This is a genomic window from Rhizobium sp. WSM409, from assembly GCF_057653825.1.
In genome coordinates, this window is record NZ_JBYGKP010000003.1 from 427,292 (window position 1) to 441,283 (window position 13,992).

13 protein-coding genes are annotated in these 13,992 nt (G+C 63.3%); 8 read left to right on the forward strand and 5 right to left on the reverse strand.

The window, feature by feature from the left end; all coding sequences use genetic code 11:
• Nucleotides 1-71: 71 nt before the first annotated feature.
• On the reverse strand, nucleotides 72-1,259 hold the full coding sequence (locus tag AC25BC_RS29675; RefSeq protein WP_012763286.1) for an acyl-CoA dehydrogenase: 1,188 nt from the start codon (nucleotides 1,257-1,259) through the stop codon (nucleotides 72-74).
• 163 nt (nucleotides 1,260-1,422) lie between these two features.
• Here AC25BC_RS29675 and AC25BC_RS29680 point away from each other — a divergent pair, with 163 nt between their 5' ends.
• Nucleotides 1,423-1,761 carry a cupin domain-containing protein gene (locus AC25BC_RS29680; RefSeq protein WP_003553902.1) on the forward strand — a complete coding sequence of 113 codons (339 nt, stop codon included), beginning with the start codon at nucleotides 1,423-1,425 and terminating at the stop codon, nucleotides 1,759-1,761.
• On the opposite strand, the gene AC25BC_RS29685 is transcribed toward AC25BC_RS29680, so the two are convergent.
• Complete coding sequence (locus AC25BC_RS29685; RefSeq protein WP_003553900.1) at nucleotides 1,762-2,715, reverse strand: LysR family transcriptional regulator; 954 nt, start codon at nucleotides 2,713-2,715, stop codon at nucleotides 1,762-1,764.
• A 173-nt stretch (nucleotides 2,716-2,888) separates the two neighbouring features.
• On the opposite strand from AC25BC_RS29685, the gene AC25BC_RS29690 reads away from it, so the two are divergent.
• The 7 genes from AC25BC_RS29690 (at nucleotide 2,889) to mmsB (ending at nucleotide 10,081) form a co-directional block, all read left to right on the forward strand.
• On the forward strand, nucleotides 2,889-4,094 hold the full coding sequence (locus tag AC25BC_RS29690; RefSeq protein WP_003553898.1) for an ABC transporter substrate-binding protein: 1,206 nt from the start codon (nucleotides 2,889-2,891) through the stop codon (nucleotides 4,092-4,094).
• 5 nt (nucleotides 4,095-4,099) lie between these two features.
• Nucleotides 4,100-4,882 carry an ABC transporter ATP-binding protein gene (locus tag AC25BC_RS29695; protein ID WP_012763273.1) on the forward strand — a complete coding sequence of 261 codons (783 nt, stop codon included), beginning with the start codon at nucleotides 4,100-4,102 and terminating at the stop codon, nucleotides 4,880-4,882.
• Nucleotides 4,882-5,583, forward strand: a complete 702-nt coding sequence (locus AC25BC_RS29700) for an ABC transporter ATP-binding protein (RefSeq protein WP_012763272.1) — start codon at nucleotides 4,882-4,884, stop codon at nucleotides 5,581-5,583. Before AC25BC_RS29695 ends, AC25BC_RS29700 begins: the two co-directional genes overlap by 1 nt.
• A gap of 4 nt (nucleotides 5,584-5,587) precedes the next feature.
• On the forward strand, nucleotides 5,588-6,475 hold the full coding sequence (locus AC25BC_RS29705; RefSeq protein ID WP_128438643.1) for a branched-chain amino acid ABC transporter permease: 888 nt from the start codon (nucleotides 5,588-5,590) through the stop codon (nucleotides 6,473-6,475).
• A gap of 1 nt (nucleotide 6,476) precedes the next feature.
• Nucleotides 6,477-7,466, forward strand: coding sequence for a branched-chain amino acid ABC transporter permease (locus AC25BC_RS29710; RefSeq protein ID WP_017996475.1), 990 nt, complete (start codon nucleotides 6,477-6,479; stop codon nucleotides 7,464-7,466).
• Between the two features lie 128 nt (nucleotides 7,467-7,594).
• The gene (locus AC25BC_RS29715) at nucleotides 7,595-9,190 is read left to right on the forward strand and encodes a GMC family oxidoreductase (protein WP_128438644.1); all 1,596 of its coding nucleotides are present in this window, start codon (nucleotides 7,595-7,597) and stop codon (nucleotides 9,188-9,190) included.
• 9 nt (nucleotides 9,191-9,199) lie between these two features.
• Nucleotides 9,200-10,081 (forward strand): 3-hydroxyisobutyrate dehydrogenase, encoded by an 882-nt coding sequence (gene mmsB / locus AC25BC_RS29720; protein ID WP_128438645.1) that lies wholly within the window; start codon nucleotides 9,200-9,202, stop codon nucleotides 10,079-10,081.
• Nucleotides 10,082-10,088: 7 nt separating this feature from the next.
• On the opposite strand, the gene AC25BC_RS29725 is transcribed toward mmsB, so the two are convergent.
• Genes AC25BC_RS29725 through AC25BC_RS29735 form a run of 3 tightly spaced genes read right to left on the reverse strand, consistent with a single transcriptional unit; the run spans nucleotide 10,089 to nucleotide 13,991 of the window.
• On the reverse strand, nucleotides 10,089-11,138 hold the full coding sequence (locus AC25BC_RS29725; protein ID WP_128438646.1) for a DUF2218 domain-containing protein: 1,050 nt from the start codon (nucleotides 11,136-11,138) through the stop codon (nucleotides 10,089-10,091).
• Complete coding sequence (gene fhuB / locus AC25BC_RS29730; RefSeq protein WP_026157611.1) at nucleotides 11,135-13,123, reverse strand: Fe(3+)-hydroxamate ABC transporter permease FhuB; 1,989 nt, start codon at nucleotides 13,121-13,123, stop codon at nucleotides 11,135-11,137. The genes AC25BC_RS29725 and fhuB overlap by 4 nt, the downstream gene beginning before the upstream one ends.
• The gene (locus AC25BC_RS29735) at nucleotides 13,116-13,991 is read right to left on the reverse strand and encodes an ABC transporter substrate-binding protein (protein ID WP_003553879.1); all 876 of its coding nucleotides are present in this window, start codon (nucleotides 13,989-13,991) and stop codon (nucleotides 13,116-13,118) included. The genes fhuB and AC25BC_RS29735 overlap by 8 nt, the downstream gene beginning before the upstream one ends.
• Between the last annotated feature and the right edge of the window lies 1 nt (nucleotide 13,992).

A 13,992-nucleotide genomic window follows, 5' to 3' on the forward strand; every position in this document is an offset into this window, starting at 1 on the left:
CGACGCGCTTAGGTCTCTGTTTTATGCACACCGTTGTCCCAAAACCGCTGCACACTTTTGGGCGGCATGTATTAGTTCGCAAAGGCGGCAATGCCGGTGATCGCCCGGCCGATGATCAGCGCGTGGATGTCGTGCGTGCCCTCATAGGTGTTGACCACTTCGAGGTTGACGAGATGACGGGCGATGCCGAATTCGTCGGAGATGCCGTTGCCGCCGAGCATGTCGCGGGCCGCCCGCGCAATCTCCAGCGCCTTGCCGCAGCTGTTGCGCTTCAAGATCGAGGTCAGCTCCACCGGCGGATGGCCTTCCTCCTTCATGCGGCCAAGCCGCAGGCAGCCTTGAAGGCCGAGCGAGATCTCCGCCGCCATGTCGGCGAGCTTCTTCTGGATCAGCTGGTTGGCGGCAAGCGGCCGGCCGAACTGCTTGCGCTCGAGCGTATATTGCCGGGCTCTGGCATAACAATCCTCGGCAGCACCAAGTGCGCCCCAGGCGATGCCGAAACGGGCCGAGTTGAGGCAGGTGAATGGTCCCTTGAGGCCGGTGACATCAGGCAGAAGGTTTTCCTCCGGCACGAAGACCCCGTCCATCACCACTTCGCCTGTTATCGAGGCGCGCAAGCCCACCTTGCCGTGGATGGCGGGAGCCGAAAGCCCTTTCCAGCCCTTTTCGAGGATGAAGCCACGGATGAGGCCGTCCTCGGTCTTTGCCCAGACGACGAAGACATCGGCGATCGGCGCGTTGGAGATCCAGGTCTTCGAGCCGGTGAGGCTGTAGCCGCCGTCGACCTTCTTGGCGCGTGTCGCCATCGAGCCGGGGTCGGAGCCATGATCGGGTTCGGTCAGGCCGAAGCAGCCGATCCATTCGCCGGTGGCGAGTTTCGGCAGGTATTTCAGCTTCTGCGCCTCAGACCCGAAGGTTTCGATCGGCACCATCACCAGTGAGGACTGGACGCTCATCATCGAGCGGTAACCGCTGTCGACCTTTTCGACCTCGCGGGCGATCAGGCCGTAGGCGACGTAACCGAGACCGGCGCCGCCATAATCCGGCGAGATGGTCGGGCCGAGCAGCCCGAGTTCACCCATTTCGCGGAAGATCTCAGGATCGGTCTTTTCATTGCGGAAGGCGTCGAGAACGCGGGGAGCAAGCTTTTCCTGCGCATAGGCATGGGCGGTGTCCTGCACCATGCGCTCTTCGCTGGTCAGTTGCTCTACCAGGCGGAACGGATCGGCCCAGTCGAAAACTTCGCGCGTATGCTGCATGGCGGTGTCTCCTCAGCTTGCCTCGCTCAAGTTGGCCATAGACCCGCCAGCCGACCGCGTCAACAGACGGCGGTCGCGTCGAAAAGACAGGCCCGGCCATCTTTTCAAAAGCGTCGGCATGATCCACTTTGCCCACGATCGATTCTGGAACGAGGAGGCGGAAATGTCGTCAAGCGATCTGTTCGTATCGGCCGAAGGCGCCGAATGGGTCAATCCCGAGCCCGGCGTCGTCAGGCGCATCATGACCTATCTGCCCGAGATGATGCTGGTGGAAGTGGTCTTCGAAAGCGGCGCCGTGGGTGCGGCCCATTCTCATCCGCACATCCAGGCAAGCTACGTCGCCGAAGGCAGTTTCGAAGTGACGATCGACGACCGGACCGAAGTGCTGAAACAGGGCGGCAGCTTCATCGTGCCCCCCAATCTGGTCCACGGCGTCAAGGCGCTGGAAAAGGGCCGGCTGATCGATGCTTTCACCCCGCATCGGACTGAATTCCTGAAGTAGTCAGGTTTCCACCTTTGCCCGGCGCGCCGGGCCGGCAGCGGTGACATAGGGCGGCACGAAGCGCGCATCCTCGCCGCGCACCGCCTCGCGCAGGAAGTCGATGACGGCGCGCACGCGCGGCGCCTGTTTGAGGTCGCGATGACAGGTGATCCAGTAATGGCGCTTGAGGTCGATCTCGTCTGGCAGCACGCGCACGAGTTCGGGATAACGGCTGGCGAAGAAATAAGGCAGGATGCAAAGGCCGAGACCGTTTCTGGTGGCAGTAAGCTGTGCGAAGATGCTGGAGCTCTGGAACTGCGGCTTGATGCGCGGGTGCACATCGCCCAGATAATCCAGGCCCGGCGCGAAAATCATCTCCTCGATATAGCTGACGAAGGGATGGCCGAGCAGGTCTTCACGGCAGCTGATCGGTGCGGCCTTCGCCAGATAGTCGCGCGAGCCATAGATCTGCAGATGATAGTCGGTCAGCTTCTCGGCAAAATACGGCCCGCCCTTCGGCTCATCGAGCACGACGGAAAGATCGGCCTCCTTGCGCGACAGCGACATGATCTGCTGGATCGTCACCAGTTCGAGCGATAGATGCGGATGCTGGGCGGCAAACTGCGGCAGCACGGTTGCGAAGAAGAAGTTGGCAAAACCCTCCGGCGCGCTGAGCCGCACCAGGCCGCGCTGCGCCATCGAGCCGTCGGCGAGGTCGGCGCGCAGCCGCTCGGTCTCCTGTTCCATCCTCTCGGCCGTCTCGACGAAGCGGGTGCCCATGGCGGTCAACACGTAACCGCGCGGATTGCGCTCGAACAGCTTGACCTTGAGGGTGAACTCCAGTCGGTCGATGCGGCGCGAGACGGTGGCATGGCTGGAGCGCAGCTGGCGGGCCGCCGTCGACAGCTGTCCCGTGCGGGCGACGGCTAGAAAAAACTGCAGATCGTCCCAAGTAAACTGCGGTGGATTGTTCATCGCGGTCCCCTCTGTTCAAAAACGAACAGATACTGTTTGGAATTAGTTGTAAATCACCCGTTGCCTCAGGGCGGAATTTCCGTGATCGTAGGGGAGGGTCCGTCGTTCTGAGGAGTGCGGCTGGCCAAATTTGAACAGATCCGCAATCTGGCCAATCTCTGGGAGGAGATCATATGCGAAAGAATCTCATTGCATCAGTTGCATTTCTGCTTGCAAGCAGCACAGCGGTGCTCGCGCAGAGCGCGACCGACGGCAAGGTCAAGATCGGCATCCTGAACGACCAGTCGGGTGTCTATGCCGATTTCGGCGGCAAGTCCTCCGTCGAAGCCGCCAAGATGGCGGTCGAGGATTTCGGCGGCAAGGTGCTGGATGTTCCGGTCGAGATCGTCGATGCCGACCACCAGAACAAGCCTGATATCGCCTCCAATATCGCCCGCCAATGGTACGATACCGAGCAGGTGGATGCGATCATGGAACTGACGACCTCGTCCGTGGCGCTCGCCGTGCAGGCAATCGCCAAGGAGAAAAAGAAGATCGACATCGTCACGGGTGCTGCGACGACGGATCTGACCGGCAAGGCCTGCTCGCCTTATGGCTTCCACTGGGCCTATGACACCCATGCACTGGCCGTCGGCACCGGTGGCGCGCTCGTCAAGCAGGGCGGCGATAGCTGGTTCTTCCTGACTGCCGACTATGCCTTCGGCTATTCGCTGGAACAGCAGACCAGCGATTATGTCAAGGCAAGCGGCGGCAAGGTGGTCGGCGCCGTCCGCCATCCGCTCTCGACCCAGGACTTCTCGTCCTTCCTGTTGCAGGCGCAATCGTCCGGCGCCAAGGTGATCGGCCTTGCCAATGCCGGCCTCGACACCTCGAACGCCATCAAGCAAGCGGCCGAATTCGGCATCACCCAGGGCGGCCAGCATCTGGCGGCGCTGCTCTTCACGCTCGCCGAAGTCCATGGCCTCGGCCTCGAAGCGGCTCAAGGGTTGACGCTGACGGAAGGGTTTTACTGGAATCGCGACGACGAAAGCCGCGCCTTCGCCAAAAAATTCTTCGCCCGCACCGGCAAGATGCCGAACATGATCCATACGGGCACCTATTCGGCAGTGACGCAATATCTGAAGGCGGTGCAGAAGGCCGGCACCGACGAGACGGAAGCCGTCGCCAAGCAGTTGCATGAACTGCCGGTCGATGACGTCTTCGGCCGCGGCGGCACGGTCGGCGCCAATGGCCGGATGATCCATGACATGTACCTGCTGCAGGTCAAGAAGCCTTCCGAAAGCAAGGAGCCGTGGGATTATTTCAACGTGCTCGCCACCATTCCCGGCAAGGAAGCCTATATCGATCCCGCCAAGAGCGGCTGCGATCTGGTGAAGTAGGCACGATGGCGGTTTCCGCAATTGAAACTCAGGAAAAGCCGCGGGTGGTCTTGTCCGCCCGCGGCCTGCGCCGTGATTTCGGCGGCTTCACCGCCGTCAAGAATGTCGATCTCGACGTGCATGACGCAAGTGTGCATGCGCTGATCGGCCCGAATGGCGCCGGCAAGACGACGGTCTTCAATCTGCTGACGAAGTTCCTGCAGCCGACCTCAGGCACGATCACGCTGATGGGCACCGATATCACCAAGACGCCGCCCGACAAGGTGGCGCGCATGGGGCTGGTCCGCTCTTTCCAGATCTCGGCGGTCTTCCCGCATCTGACCGTTCTCGACAATGTGCGTGTGGCGCTGCAGCGACCGAACAATCTTTCCACGCAGTTCTGGCGGCCGATTTCGGCGCTCGACCGGCTGAATGGGCGCGCCGAGCAATTGCTGGCCAGCGTCGGGCTTTCCAAGGAGCGTGACCATATCGCCGCCGATCTTTCCTATGGCCGCAAGCGCGTGCTGGAGATCGCGACAACGCTGGCGCTGGATCCGAAGGTGCTGCTGCTCGACGAGCCGATGGCCGGCATGGGCCAGGAGGATGTCGGCGTCGTTTCCTCAATCATCCGCGAGGTCGCCCGCGACCGGGCGGTGCTGATGGTCGAACACAATCTCTCCGTCGTCGCCAATATCTGCCAGCACGTCACCGTGCTGCAGCGCGGCGAGATCCTCGCCGCGGGCGATTATGCCACCGTCAGCCAGGATGAGCGCGTACGCGTGGCCTACATGGGCACGGAGGAGCATTGATGGCCACTCTCCTCGAAGTCCAGGGGCTCAATGCCTGGTACGGCGAAAGCCACGTCCTGCACGGCGTCGACATGCGTGTGAACGAAGGCGAGATGATCACCATTCTCGGCCGAAACGGCGTCGGCAAGACGACGACGCTGCGCACCATCACCGGCATTGTGCGTGCCCGGAAGGGCAAGATCAGCTTTGCCGGCAGCGACATGATGCAGGTGCCGCTGCACAAGACGGCTCATCGGGGCATCGGATTCGTGCCGGAGGAGCGCGGCATCTTCTCGACGCTCACCGTTTCGGAAAACCTGCTGCTGCCGCCTGTCGTGGCAGAAGGGGGGATGACGCTCGACGAAATCTACGAGCTCTTTCCCAATCTCTACGAGCGCCGCGGCAGCCCGGGCACCAAACTATCAGGCGGCGAGCAGCAGATGCTGGCGATCGCCCGAATCCTGCGTACCGGCGTCAGGCTGCTCATTCTCGACGAACCGACGGAGGGGCTTGCCCCCGTGATCGTCCAGCGCATCGGCGAGGTGCTGAAGACCCTGAAGGAGCGCGGCATGACGATCCTGCTCGTCGAGCAGAATTTCCGTTTCGCCAGCCGTATTGCCGATCGCTTCTATCTGATGGATCATGGGCAGATGGTGTCGGAATTCCCGGTCGGTGAACTGCCGCAGCGCATGGATACGCTGCACAAGGTTCTGGGAGTGTGATCAGATGACGATGATCTTCGGCATTCCCCTGCAGGCGCTGCTCGGCCAGCTGCTGATCGGCCTGATCAACGGCTCGTTCTACGCGCTGCTCAGCCTCGGCCTCGCCATCATCTTCGGCCTTCTGAGAGTGATCAACTTCGCCCATGGCGCGCAATATATGCTCGGCGCCTTCGTCGCCTACCTGCTGCTGACCTATGCCGGCATCGGCTACTGGCCATCGCTAATCCTGGCACCTGTTATCGTCGGCCTTGCCGGTGCAATCATCGAGCGGCTCTTCCTGCGCCGGCTCTACGATCTCGATCCGCTCTACGGCCTGCTCTTCACCTTCGGGCTGGCGCTCGCGGTCGAGGGCACCTTCCGCTATCTCTATGGCTCCTCCGGCCAGCCCTATGCGACGCCGGCAGCGCTCGCCGGCGGCGCCAATCTCGGCTTCATGTTCCTGCCGATCTATCGCGGCTGGGTGGTGGTCGCCTCGCTCGTCGTCTGCCTCGGCACCTGGCTGCTGATCGAGAAGACCAAACTCGGGGCTTACCTGCGTGCCGCTACCGAAAACGCCGTGCTGGTCCAGGTCTTCGGCGTCAACGTGCCGGTGCTCCTGACGCTCACCTACGCGCTTGGCGCGGGTCTTGCCGCCTTTGCCGGCGTGCTGGCGGCGCCGATCTACCAGGTCTCGCCGCTGATGGGCTCGAACATGATCATCGTCGTCTTCGCCGTTGTCGTCGTCGGCGGCATGGGATCGATCATGGGCGCGATCATCACCGGTTATGTGCTCGGCATCGCCGAGGGCCTGACCAAGGTCTTCTATCCCGAGGCGTCCAACATCGTGATCTTCGTCATCATGGCGATCGTGCTTCTCATCAGGCCCGCGGGCCTCTTCGGACGGGATGCTTGACATGGCTGACGTCACCGAAACCATCGAAACGGAAAAAAGCCGTACCGCTCTTTCAGTGCAGGCGGGTTTTCTGCTGGCGGGGCTGCTGATCCTGCTGCTGGCGCCGTTCTTTTTCTATCCGATCTTCCTGATGAAGCTGCTCTGCTTCGCGCTCTTTGCCTGCGCCTTCAACCTGCTGCTCGGCTATACCGGCCTGCTGTCCTTCGGCCACGCCACCTTTTTCGGGGGCGCGGCCTATTTCACCGCATATACAGTGAAGGCATGGGGCCTGCCGCCGGAACTCGGCATCCTGATCGGCGTGGCGGGTGCGGCGTTTCTCGGTCTCGTCATGGGTTTCTTCGCCATCCGCCGCCAGGGCATCTATTTCGCGATGATCACGCTGGCGCTGTCGCAGATGTTCTTCTTCTTCTGCCTGCAGGCGGAGTTCACCGAGGGCGAGGACGGCATCCAGTCGGTGCCGCGCGGCCATCTCTTCGGCTTCATCGATCTGAACAGCTCGACCAACATGTATTATTTCGTGCTGGCTGTTTTCATCATCGGCGTCTTGATCATCTGGCGCTTCATCAACTCGCCTTTCGGCATGATCCTGAAATCGATCCGCGAAAACGAGCAACGGGCGATCTCGCTCGGTTACTCCGTAGCGCGCTACAAGCTCGGCGCCTTCGTCATGTCGGCAGCGCTTGCCGGGCTCGCGGGTGCTGTGAAATCGATCGTCTTCCAGTTTGCGACGCTGACCGACGTCGCCTGGCAGATGTCGGGCGAGGTGATCCTGATGACGCTGCTCGGCGGCATCGGCACGCTGATCGGCCCGCTCTTCGGCGCCGGGCTGGTGGTGGCGCTGGAAAACTACCTCGCCACCTCGGAATTCCCGGTGACGATCATCACTGGCATCGTCTTCATGGTCTGCGTGCTGATCTTCCGCCGCGGCATCATCGGCGAATTCTACGCCTCGCGGCTGGGGCGGAAACTGGGCTTCGTCTATCGCCGCTGAACGGGCGGACCTCTCTCTTTCCGGAATTACTTTTCCCGGGAAAAGAGACGGGCGGCGGCGCTGCGACTCTCCCTCTCCCCGTGCTGCGGGGAGAGGGAAGCGGCAAGCATCTGGAGTCTCGTCGGGGCATGGATCGTTACGACTATATCATCGTCGGGGCAGGCAGCGCCGGCTGCGTGCTCGCCAACCGGCTGTCTGCCGATGGCCGGAGCCGGGTGCTGCTGCTCGAAGCCGGCGGCAGCGACAACTATCACTGGATCCATATTCCGGTCGGTTATCTCTATTGCATCAACAATCCGCGTACCGACTGGTGCTTCACCACGGCGCCGGAAGCGGGACTGAACGGCCGGGCGCTGAGCTATCCGCGCGGCAAGGTTCTCGGCGGCTGTTCGTCGATCAACGGCATGATCTACATGCGCGGCCAGGCGCGCGATTACGACCTCTGGCGGCAGATGGGCTGCAGCGGCTGGGGTTGGGACGATGTTTTGCCCTTCTTCCGCAAGTCCGAGGATTTTTATCGCGGCGAAGACGAGATGCATGGTGCCGGCGGCGAGTGGCGCATCGAGAAGGCGCGTGTGCGCTGGGCCGTGCTCGATGCCTTTCAGCAGGCGGCCAGGGAGGCGGGCATCCCGGAGACCGCGGATTTCAACCGCGGCAGCAACGAAGGCTCGGGTTATTTCGACGTCAACCAGCGTTCCGGCATTCGCTGGAACACCTCGAAGGCCTTCCTGCGCCCGGTAATGAGGCGCTCCAACCTGACCGTGCTGACCAAGGCGCAGGTTCGGCGGCTGCTGGTGGAGGAAGGCGCCGTTGCCGGCGTCGAATTCCAGCATCGGGGCGTAGCGAAACGCGCCTACGCGGTGAAAGAAACCGTCCTGTCCGCCGGATCGATCGGTTCTCCGCATATCCTGGAACTGTCAGGCATCGGCCGGGGCGAGGTTCTCCAGCGTGCCGGCGTCGATGTCGTCACCGTGGTCAAGGGTGTCGGTGAGAACCTGCAGGACCATCTGCAACTGCGTCTGGCCTACAAGGTGACAGGCGTTCCGACGCTGAACGAGAAGGCGACGAAGCTGATCGGCAAGGCGGCGATCGGGCTCGAATATCTCGTCCGCCGCTCAGGGCCGATGGCGATGGCACCGAGCCAGCTTGGCATCTTCACCCGATCAGGCCCGGACCGGGAAACGCCCGACCTGCAATATCATGTGCAGCCGGTCTCGCTGGAGAAGTTCGGCGATCCCGTCCACCCTTTCCCGGCAATCACCGCGAGTGTCTGCAATCTGAGGCCGGAAAGCCGGGGTTCGGTGCACCTGTCCAGCCCGGATTTTGCCGCCCAGCCGACGATCAGCCCGAAATACCTCTCGACGCAGCGCGATCGTGACATAGCTGTCCGTTCAATACGGTTGACCCGCAGGATCGTCGCGCAGCCTTCATTTGCCCGTTTCAGGCCGGAGGAATTCAAGCCGGGCCCCGCCTATCAGACGGAGGCCGATCTGGAGCGGGCGGCGGGCGAGATCGGCACGACGATCTTCCATCCCGTCGGCACCTGCCGCATGGGCGCCGACAGGGACAGCGTCGTCGATCCTAGGCTGAGATTCCGGGCGCTCGGCAAGCTGAGGATCGCCGACGCCTCCGTGATGCCGTCGATCACCTCGGGCAACACCAATTCGCCGACGATCATGATCGCCGAAAAGGCGGCAGCAATGATCCTCGAAGACAATCGATAGGAGAAGAGCATGGCAAGGATCGCATTCATCGGGCTTGGCAACATGGGTGGGCCGATGGCGGCCAATCTGGTCAAATCAGGTCACGAGGTGCTCGGTTTCGATCTCGCGGCTTCGGTGCTGAAGGCGGCCGAGGAGAGCGGCGTCAAGCCGGCAAGCCATGCCAGCCAGGCGGTCAAGGACGCGGAGATCATCATCACCATGCTGCCGCAGGGCAAACACGTGCTGACCGCCTGGACCGATATCCTGCAGTCCGCCGCGCAAGGGACGCTGGTCATCGATTGCTCGACCATCGATGTCGACAGCAGCCGCAAGGCGCATGAGATGGCCAAGGCCGCAAGCTGCCTGTCGCTTGACGCTCCGGTCTCCGGCGGCACGGGCGGGGCGACCGCGGGCACGCTGACCTTCATGGCCGGCGGCACGGAAGACGCCTTCGCCAGGGCGAAGCCGATCCTGGAGGCGATGGGAAAGAAGATCGTCCATTGCGGCGAGGCCGGCGCCGGCCAGGCGGCGAAGATCTGCAACAACATGATATTGGGCATTTCGATGGTGGGCGTCTGCGAGGCCTTCGTGCTCGCCGAGAAACTTGGTCTCTCGCATCAGGCGCTGTTCGACGTCGCCTCGACCTCGTCGGGCCAGTGCTGGTCGATCAATACCTATTGTCCGGTGCCCGGACCGGTGCCGACCTCGCCGGCGAACAATGACTACAAGCCGGGTTTTGCCGCGGCTCTGATGCTGAAGGATCTCAGGCTTTCGCAGGAGGCGGCGCTGACAAGCGGCGCCTCCACGCCGCTCGGCGCGGAAGCCGCGCAGCTTTATGCGCTCTTCGACAAACTAGGACATGGCGGAAGGGACTTTTCCGCCATCATCGAGATGTTCCGCGAGAAGGCGTAAGCGCTGATCAGCGCTCCCAATAGGCGCCGATGCTCATCCTCCGGCGGTCATGGCCGCGCTCGGTCTTCAGGAAGTCGCGAATGCGCTTGGCTTCCGCCCTTTCGCAGCCGGCCCATACGAAGGTGTCGGCATCCGCATCGCTGAGCGCGTTCTTGATTGATTTCTCGATCATATCAAGCGTGCCGGCCGGTTTGCCGTTTCGATGCATCCAGGTGACATCGAGAATGCCCGCCGAGGGCAGGGGCTGTTCTTCCGCGACGCTGTCGATTTCAAGAAAGATCGTGAGCCGCCTTCCCGCCGGGATATCGGCGGCGATGCGGGAGATGGCGGGCAGCGCCGTCTCGTCACCGGCAAGGATGATCGACGTTGCGTCGGGAACTCCGCCGCCGCCCGGCCCGAGGGCGCCGGCGATGTCGCCCGGCTTGGCGTTGATCGCCCATTCGGCGCCGGGCATGTTGTCGCCCTCATGCAGGACGAAATCGATCTCCATCTCGCCCCGCTCCACATAGACGCTGCGGATCGTATAGATGCGCACGGTCAGTGCGTCTTCGCCGCTCGCCCAGTGGATGCGGCCATCGGGGCGCAATTGCGGCCACACGGGTGGGCGCCCCTTCGGCGGAATGAGCAGGCGAAAATGCAGACCGCCATCGGCAAAATGCCTGGTGTCGTCGCAGGCGACGGTAACCCGGCGCATATGCGGGGTGATGTTTTTGGCGCCGATGACGCGGATTTCGCGCAGATCGGGCAGGCGGTCCGCCTTTGGAGCATCGGACCAGGTGAGCTCCAGCGTCGCCTCGCCGGCAAAGTCGAACAGGTGTTCGGCAAGGATGGCCCGCACATTCTGCAGCGCTCGCGCACTCCGGCAGGAGAGCTCGATCGCGAGTGCCTGGCCGTCTCGACTTATATCGGCCTTGCCGATCATCGTCTCGACTGTCACGGCGTCGCCGTTTCGGGTGACGGTGCCGTGCTCGACGAAATGTGTGCAGATCTCGTCGAGCATTCTGCCGGGATCGGCGGTGATCGCGATGCCGGATACTGTAAATCGTTCAGCCATCATTGCTGAACCTCCTTTCGCGAAAGCAGCCAGATGAGATAGGGGCCGCCAATCAGGGCGGCGAAGAGGCCGACCGGCACCTGGTAGGGGTAGATGACGACGCGCGACAGCCAGTCCGCCGCCATCAGCACGCCGGCGCCGAGGAGAAGGCTCGCCGTCAGCTGGTGGCCCGGGGCGCGGAAGCCGGCAAGGCGGGCAAGATGCGGCGCAATCAGGCCGGTGAGGCTGAGCGGCCCGACAAGGAATGAGGCGATCGCCGTCATCAGCGCGGCGAGGATGGCAAGCGCCAGTCGGCTTGCCCCGACATGAAGGCCGGCAGCGCGGCTGGGGCCGGCGCCAAGCGGCAGGATCGTCAGCCAGCGGCTGAGGAAGGGCAAGGGCGCCGTCAGCACGACGAGCGAGATGATGGCCGTCCAGGCTTCGAAGGCGCCGGCGCGGTTGGTCGAGCCGGAAAGCCATGTCAGCAGGATATAGCTGCGCATATCGCCCTTTGCGAGCACCATGGTCACGATCGCCATGGCGAAGGAGCCGATGCCGACGCCGGCAAGCAGCATGCGTTCCGGCGAGAATTGGGCGCGGGCTGCTATGGCGATCATTGCAAGGAAGGCTGCCAGCGCGCCGAGCGCCATGGCAAGCAGCATGATGATGGGCGAGGGGAAGCCGAAGAGGAAGAGCGCCACGGTCAGACCTGCACCGGCTCCGCTGCTGACGCCCAGGACCTCGGGGCTGGCGATCGGATTGCCGGTGACGCGCTGCATGATGAAGCCGGCTGCTGCCAGCATAGCGCCAGCCCCGGCCGCCACGATCGTTCGCGGCAGTCGGAAGGGCAGGAGATCGGTCAAGAGCGAGCCGGTCGCGACATGCCAGCCGTCCTCGGCAGGGCCGAGGGTGAGGACGACGGCAAAGATCAGGGCGAGGGCAGTAAAAAGCGCGCCAAGGGCCAGAAGCGGCTTAGCGAGCCTGTTCAGCGCTGCGTTCGACTGGGTGGCAACGGCCGAAACGGAATGCACGCTGGGCAGCAGGCAAAGCAATAAGGGACCGCCGAGCAGGGCGGTTGCGGCTCCCGTCGGCGCAAGGTCGGTAAAGCCGGGGCCGAGGATCTGGGTGAGGCAATCGGTCAGGAACAGCAGGCCCGCACCCATCAGCGGCGCTGTCAGCATCAGTTTGCCGGTGCTGCGTGCGCCGGCAAGCCTTGCGATGGCCGGAGCTGCGAGCCCGACGAAACCGATGACGCCGACCTCTGATATCACCGAGGCGGCAAGCCAGACGGCGAGTGCGATGATCGCCAGGCGGGTCGAATGCAGGGCAAGGCCGAGGCTCCTGGCGCCGCTGTCGTCGAGGGCAAGGATGCGGAGCGGCCGCACCAGGAGAAGAGCGGCGGCAAAGCCGAGGATAAGCCGGGGCCCGAGCGAGAGTGCGCCGTTCCAATCCTGCTGACTGAGCGAACCGGCGCCCCAGATATAGATCGACATGGCATATTCGCCGCGCGAAAGGATGAGCGTGACGCTGAGGGCGGAGGCGATCAGGCTGACGATCAGGCCGGAGAGTGCGACGGTCACCGGATCGAGCCCGCGCCGCCAGCTCAAAGCCAGCACGATGGCGACAGCCGCGAGCCCGCCGCCGAAGGCGGCCATCTCGCGCGAAAATCCGATGAGCAGGGGCGAGAAGCCCATGGCCGCGGTCATTGCCAGTTCCGCCCCGGAGGCGATGCCGAGCGTGGAGGCATCGGCGATCGGATTGCGCAGGACACGCTGCAACAATGTGCCGGAAAGGCCGAGTGCCGCACCGGCGATCAGTGCCAGCATGGCGCGGGGCATGATGCTGTTCCAGAGCAGCACGCTGTTCAGCATGGCTGCATCGGCATCGCCCTTCGGAACCTCAGGACGCGTTACGATGAGGAGTGCGAAGGCCGTGATGCAGAGTACGGGCAGTAATATCGCCAAGACGGGTGTGCCCGCGCTTCCTGCGGGCTTGGCGCGGCTAACCATTCCATGCATGTTGAAGCCCCTCCGCCAGAAAATCGGCAAAGCGGCCGGCCGCCGGCAGTGCGCCATAGGGATTGATCGAACCGAGCATCAGCACGCGTTTTTCGCGCACGGCCGGCAACGCATTCCAGAAGCTGCTGGTCGCCAGCGTGGCGAGCGCATCGGCCGGGTGTGGCGGGATCATCACGATCCAGGCGTCGGGCAGCGATGCCAATATCTCAATGCCGACGGGAGCGGCGGCCGAGTAGCTGGTCTGAGCCTGCCAGGCATTGGTGAGGCCGACGCGTTTCAGCACCTCGCCGAACATGCTGTCGGAGCCGAAGACGCGGAAATGCCTGGCATCGCCGAGATTGATCGGGATCACCGGACGCCCGTCACCGGCGGCAAGGAGGGCCCGGTGGCGATCGAGCCTGGCTGCAAGCTCTTCGGTCAACTGTCTGGCGGTGGCAAGCTGCAGGCGCTCGCCGATTGCAAGTGTGGCCTGTTCGGCAAGCGAAAAGGGGCTTTCGCCGGGTTTGTAGATCGCATGGCTTTCCACAGGCGCGACTCCGCGCATGCGTTGGTCTGCCCAGGCATAGAAGTTCGAGTTGAAGATCAGGTCCGGCCGTACAAACCGCAGCACCTCGAAATTCGGCGTGCCGCGCAGGCCAAGATCGGCAGTCGTGGCCGGCACGTCAGGCGTGACCGCCACCTCGCGGAATTGCCGCAGTTCCGTCGCCGCAACGACATTCGCGCCGATTGCCAGCAGCGTTTCAAGCAGCGCCCAATCGAGTGTCGCAACGCGCAAGCCCTCCGCCGCCCGCAAACGCGCGGGGGCGGAGAGCAAGGCCGCCGCACCGGCCAGAAACTGCCTGCGGGAGAAAACAGCCATG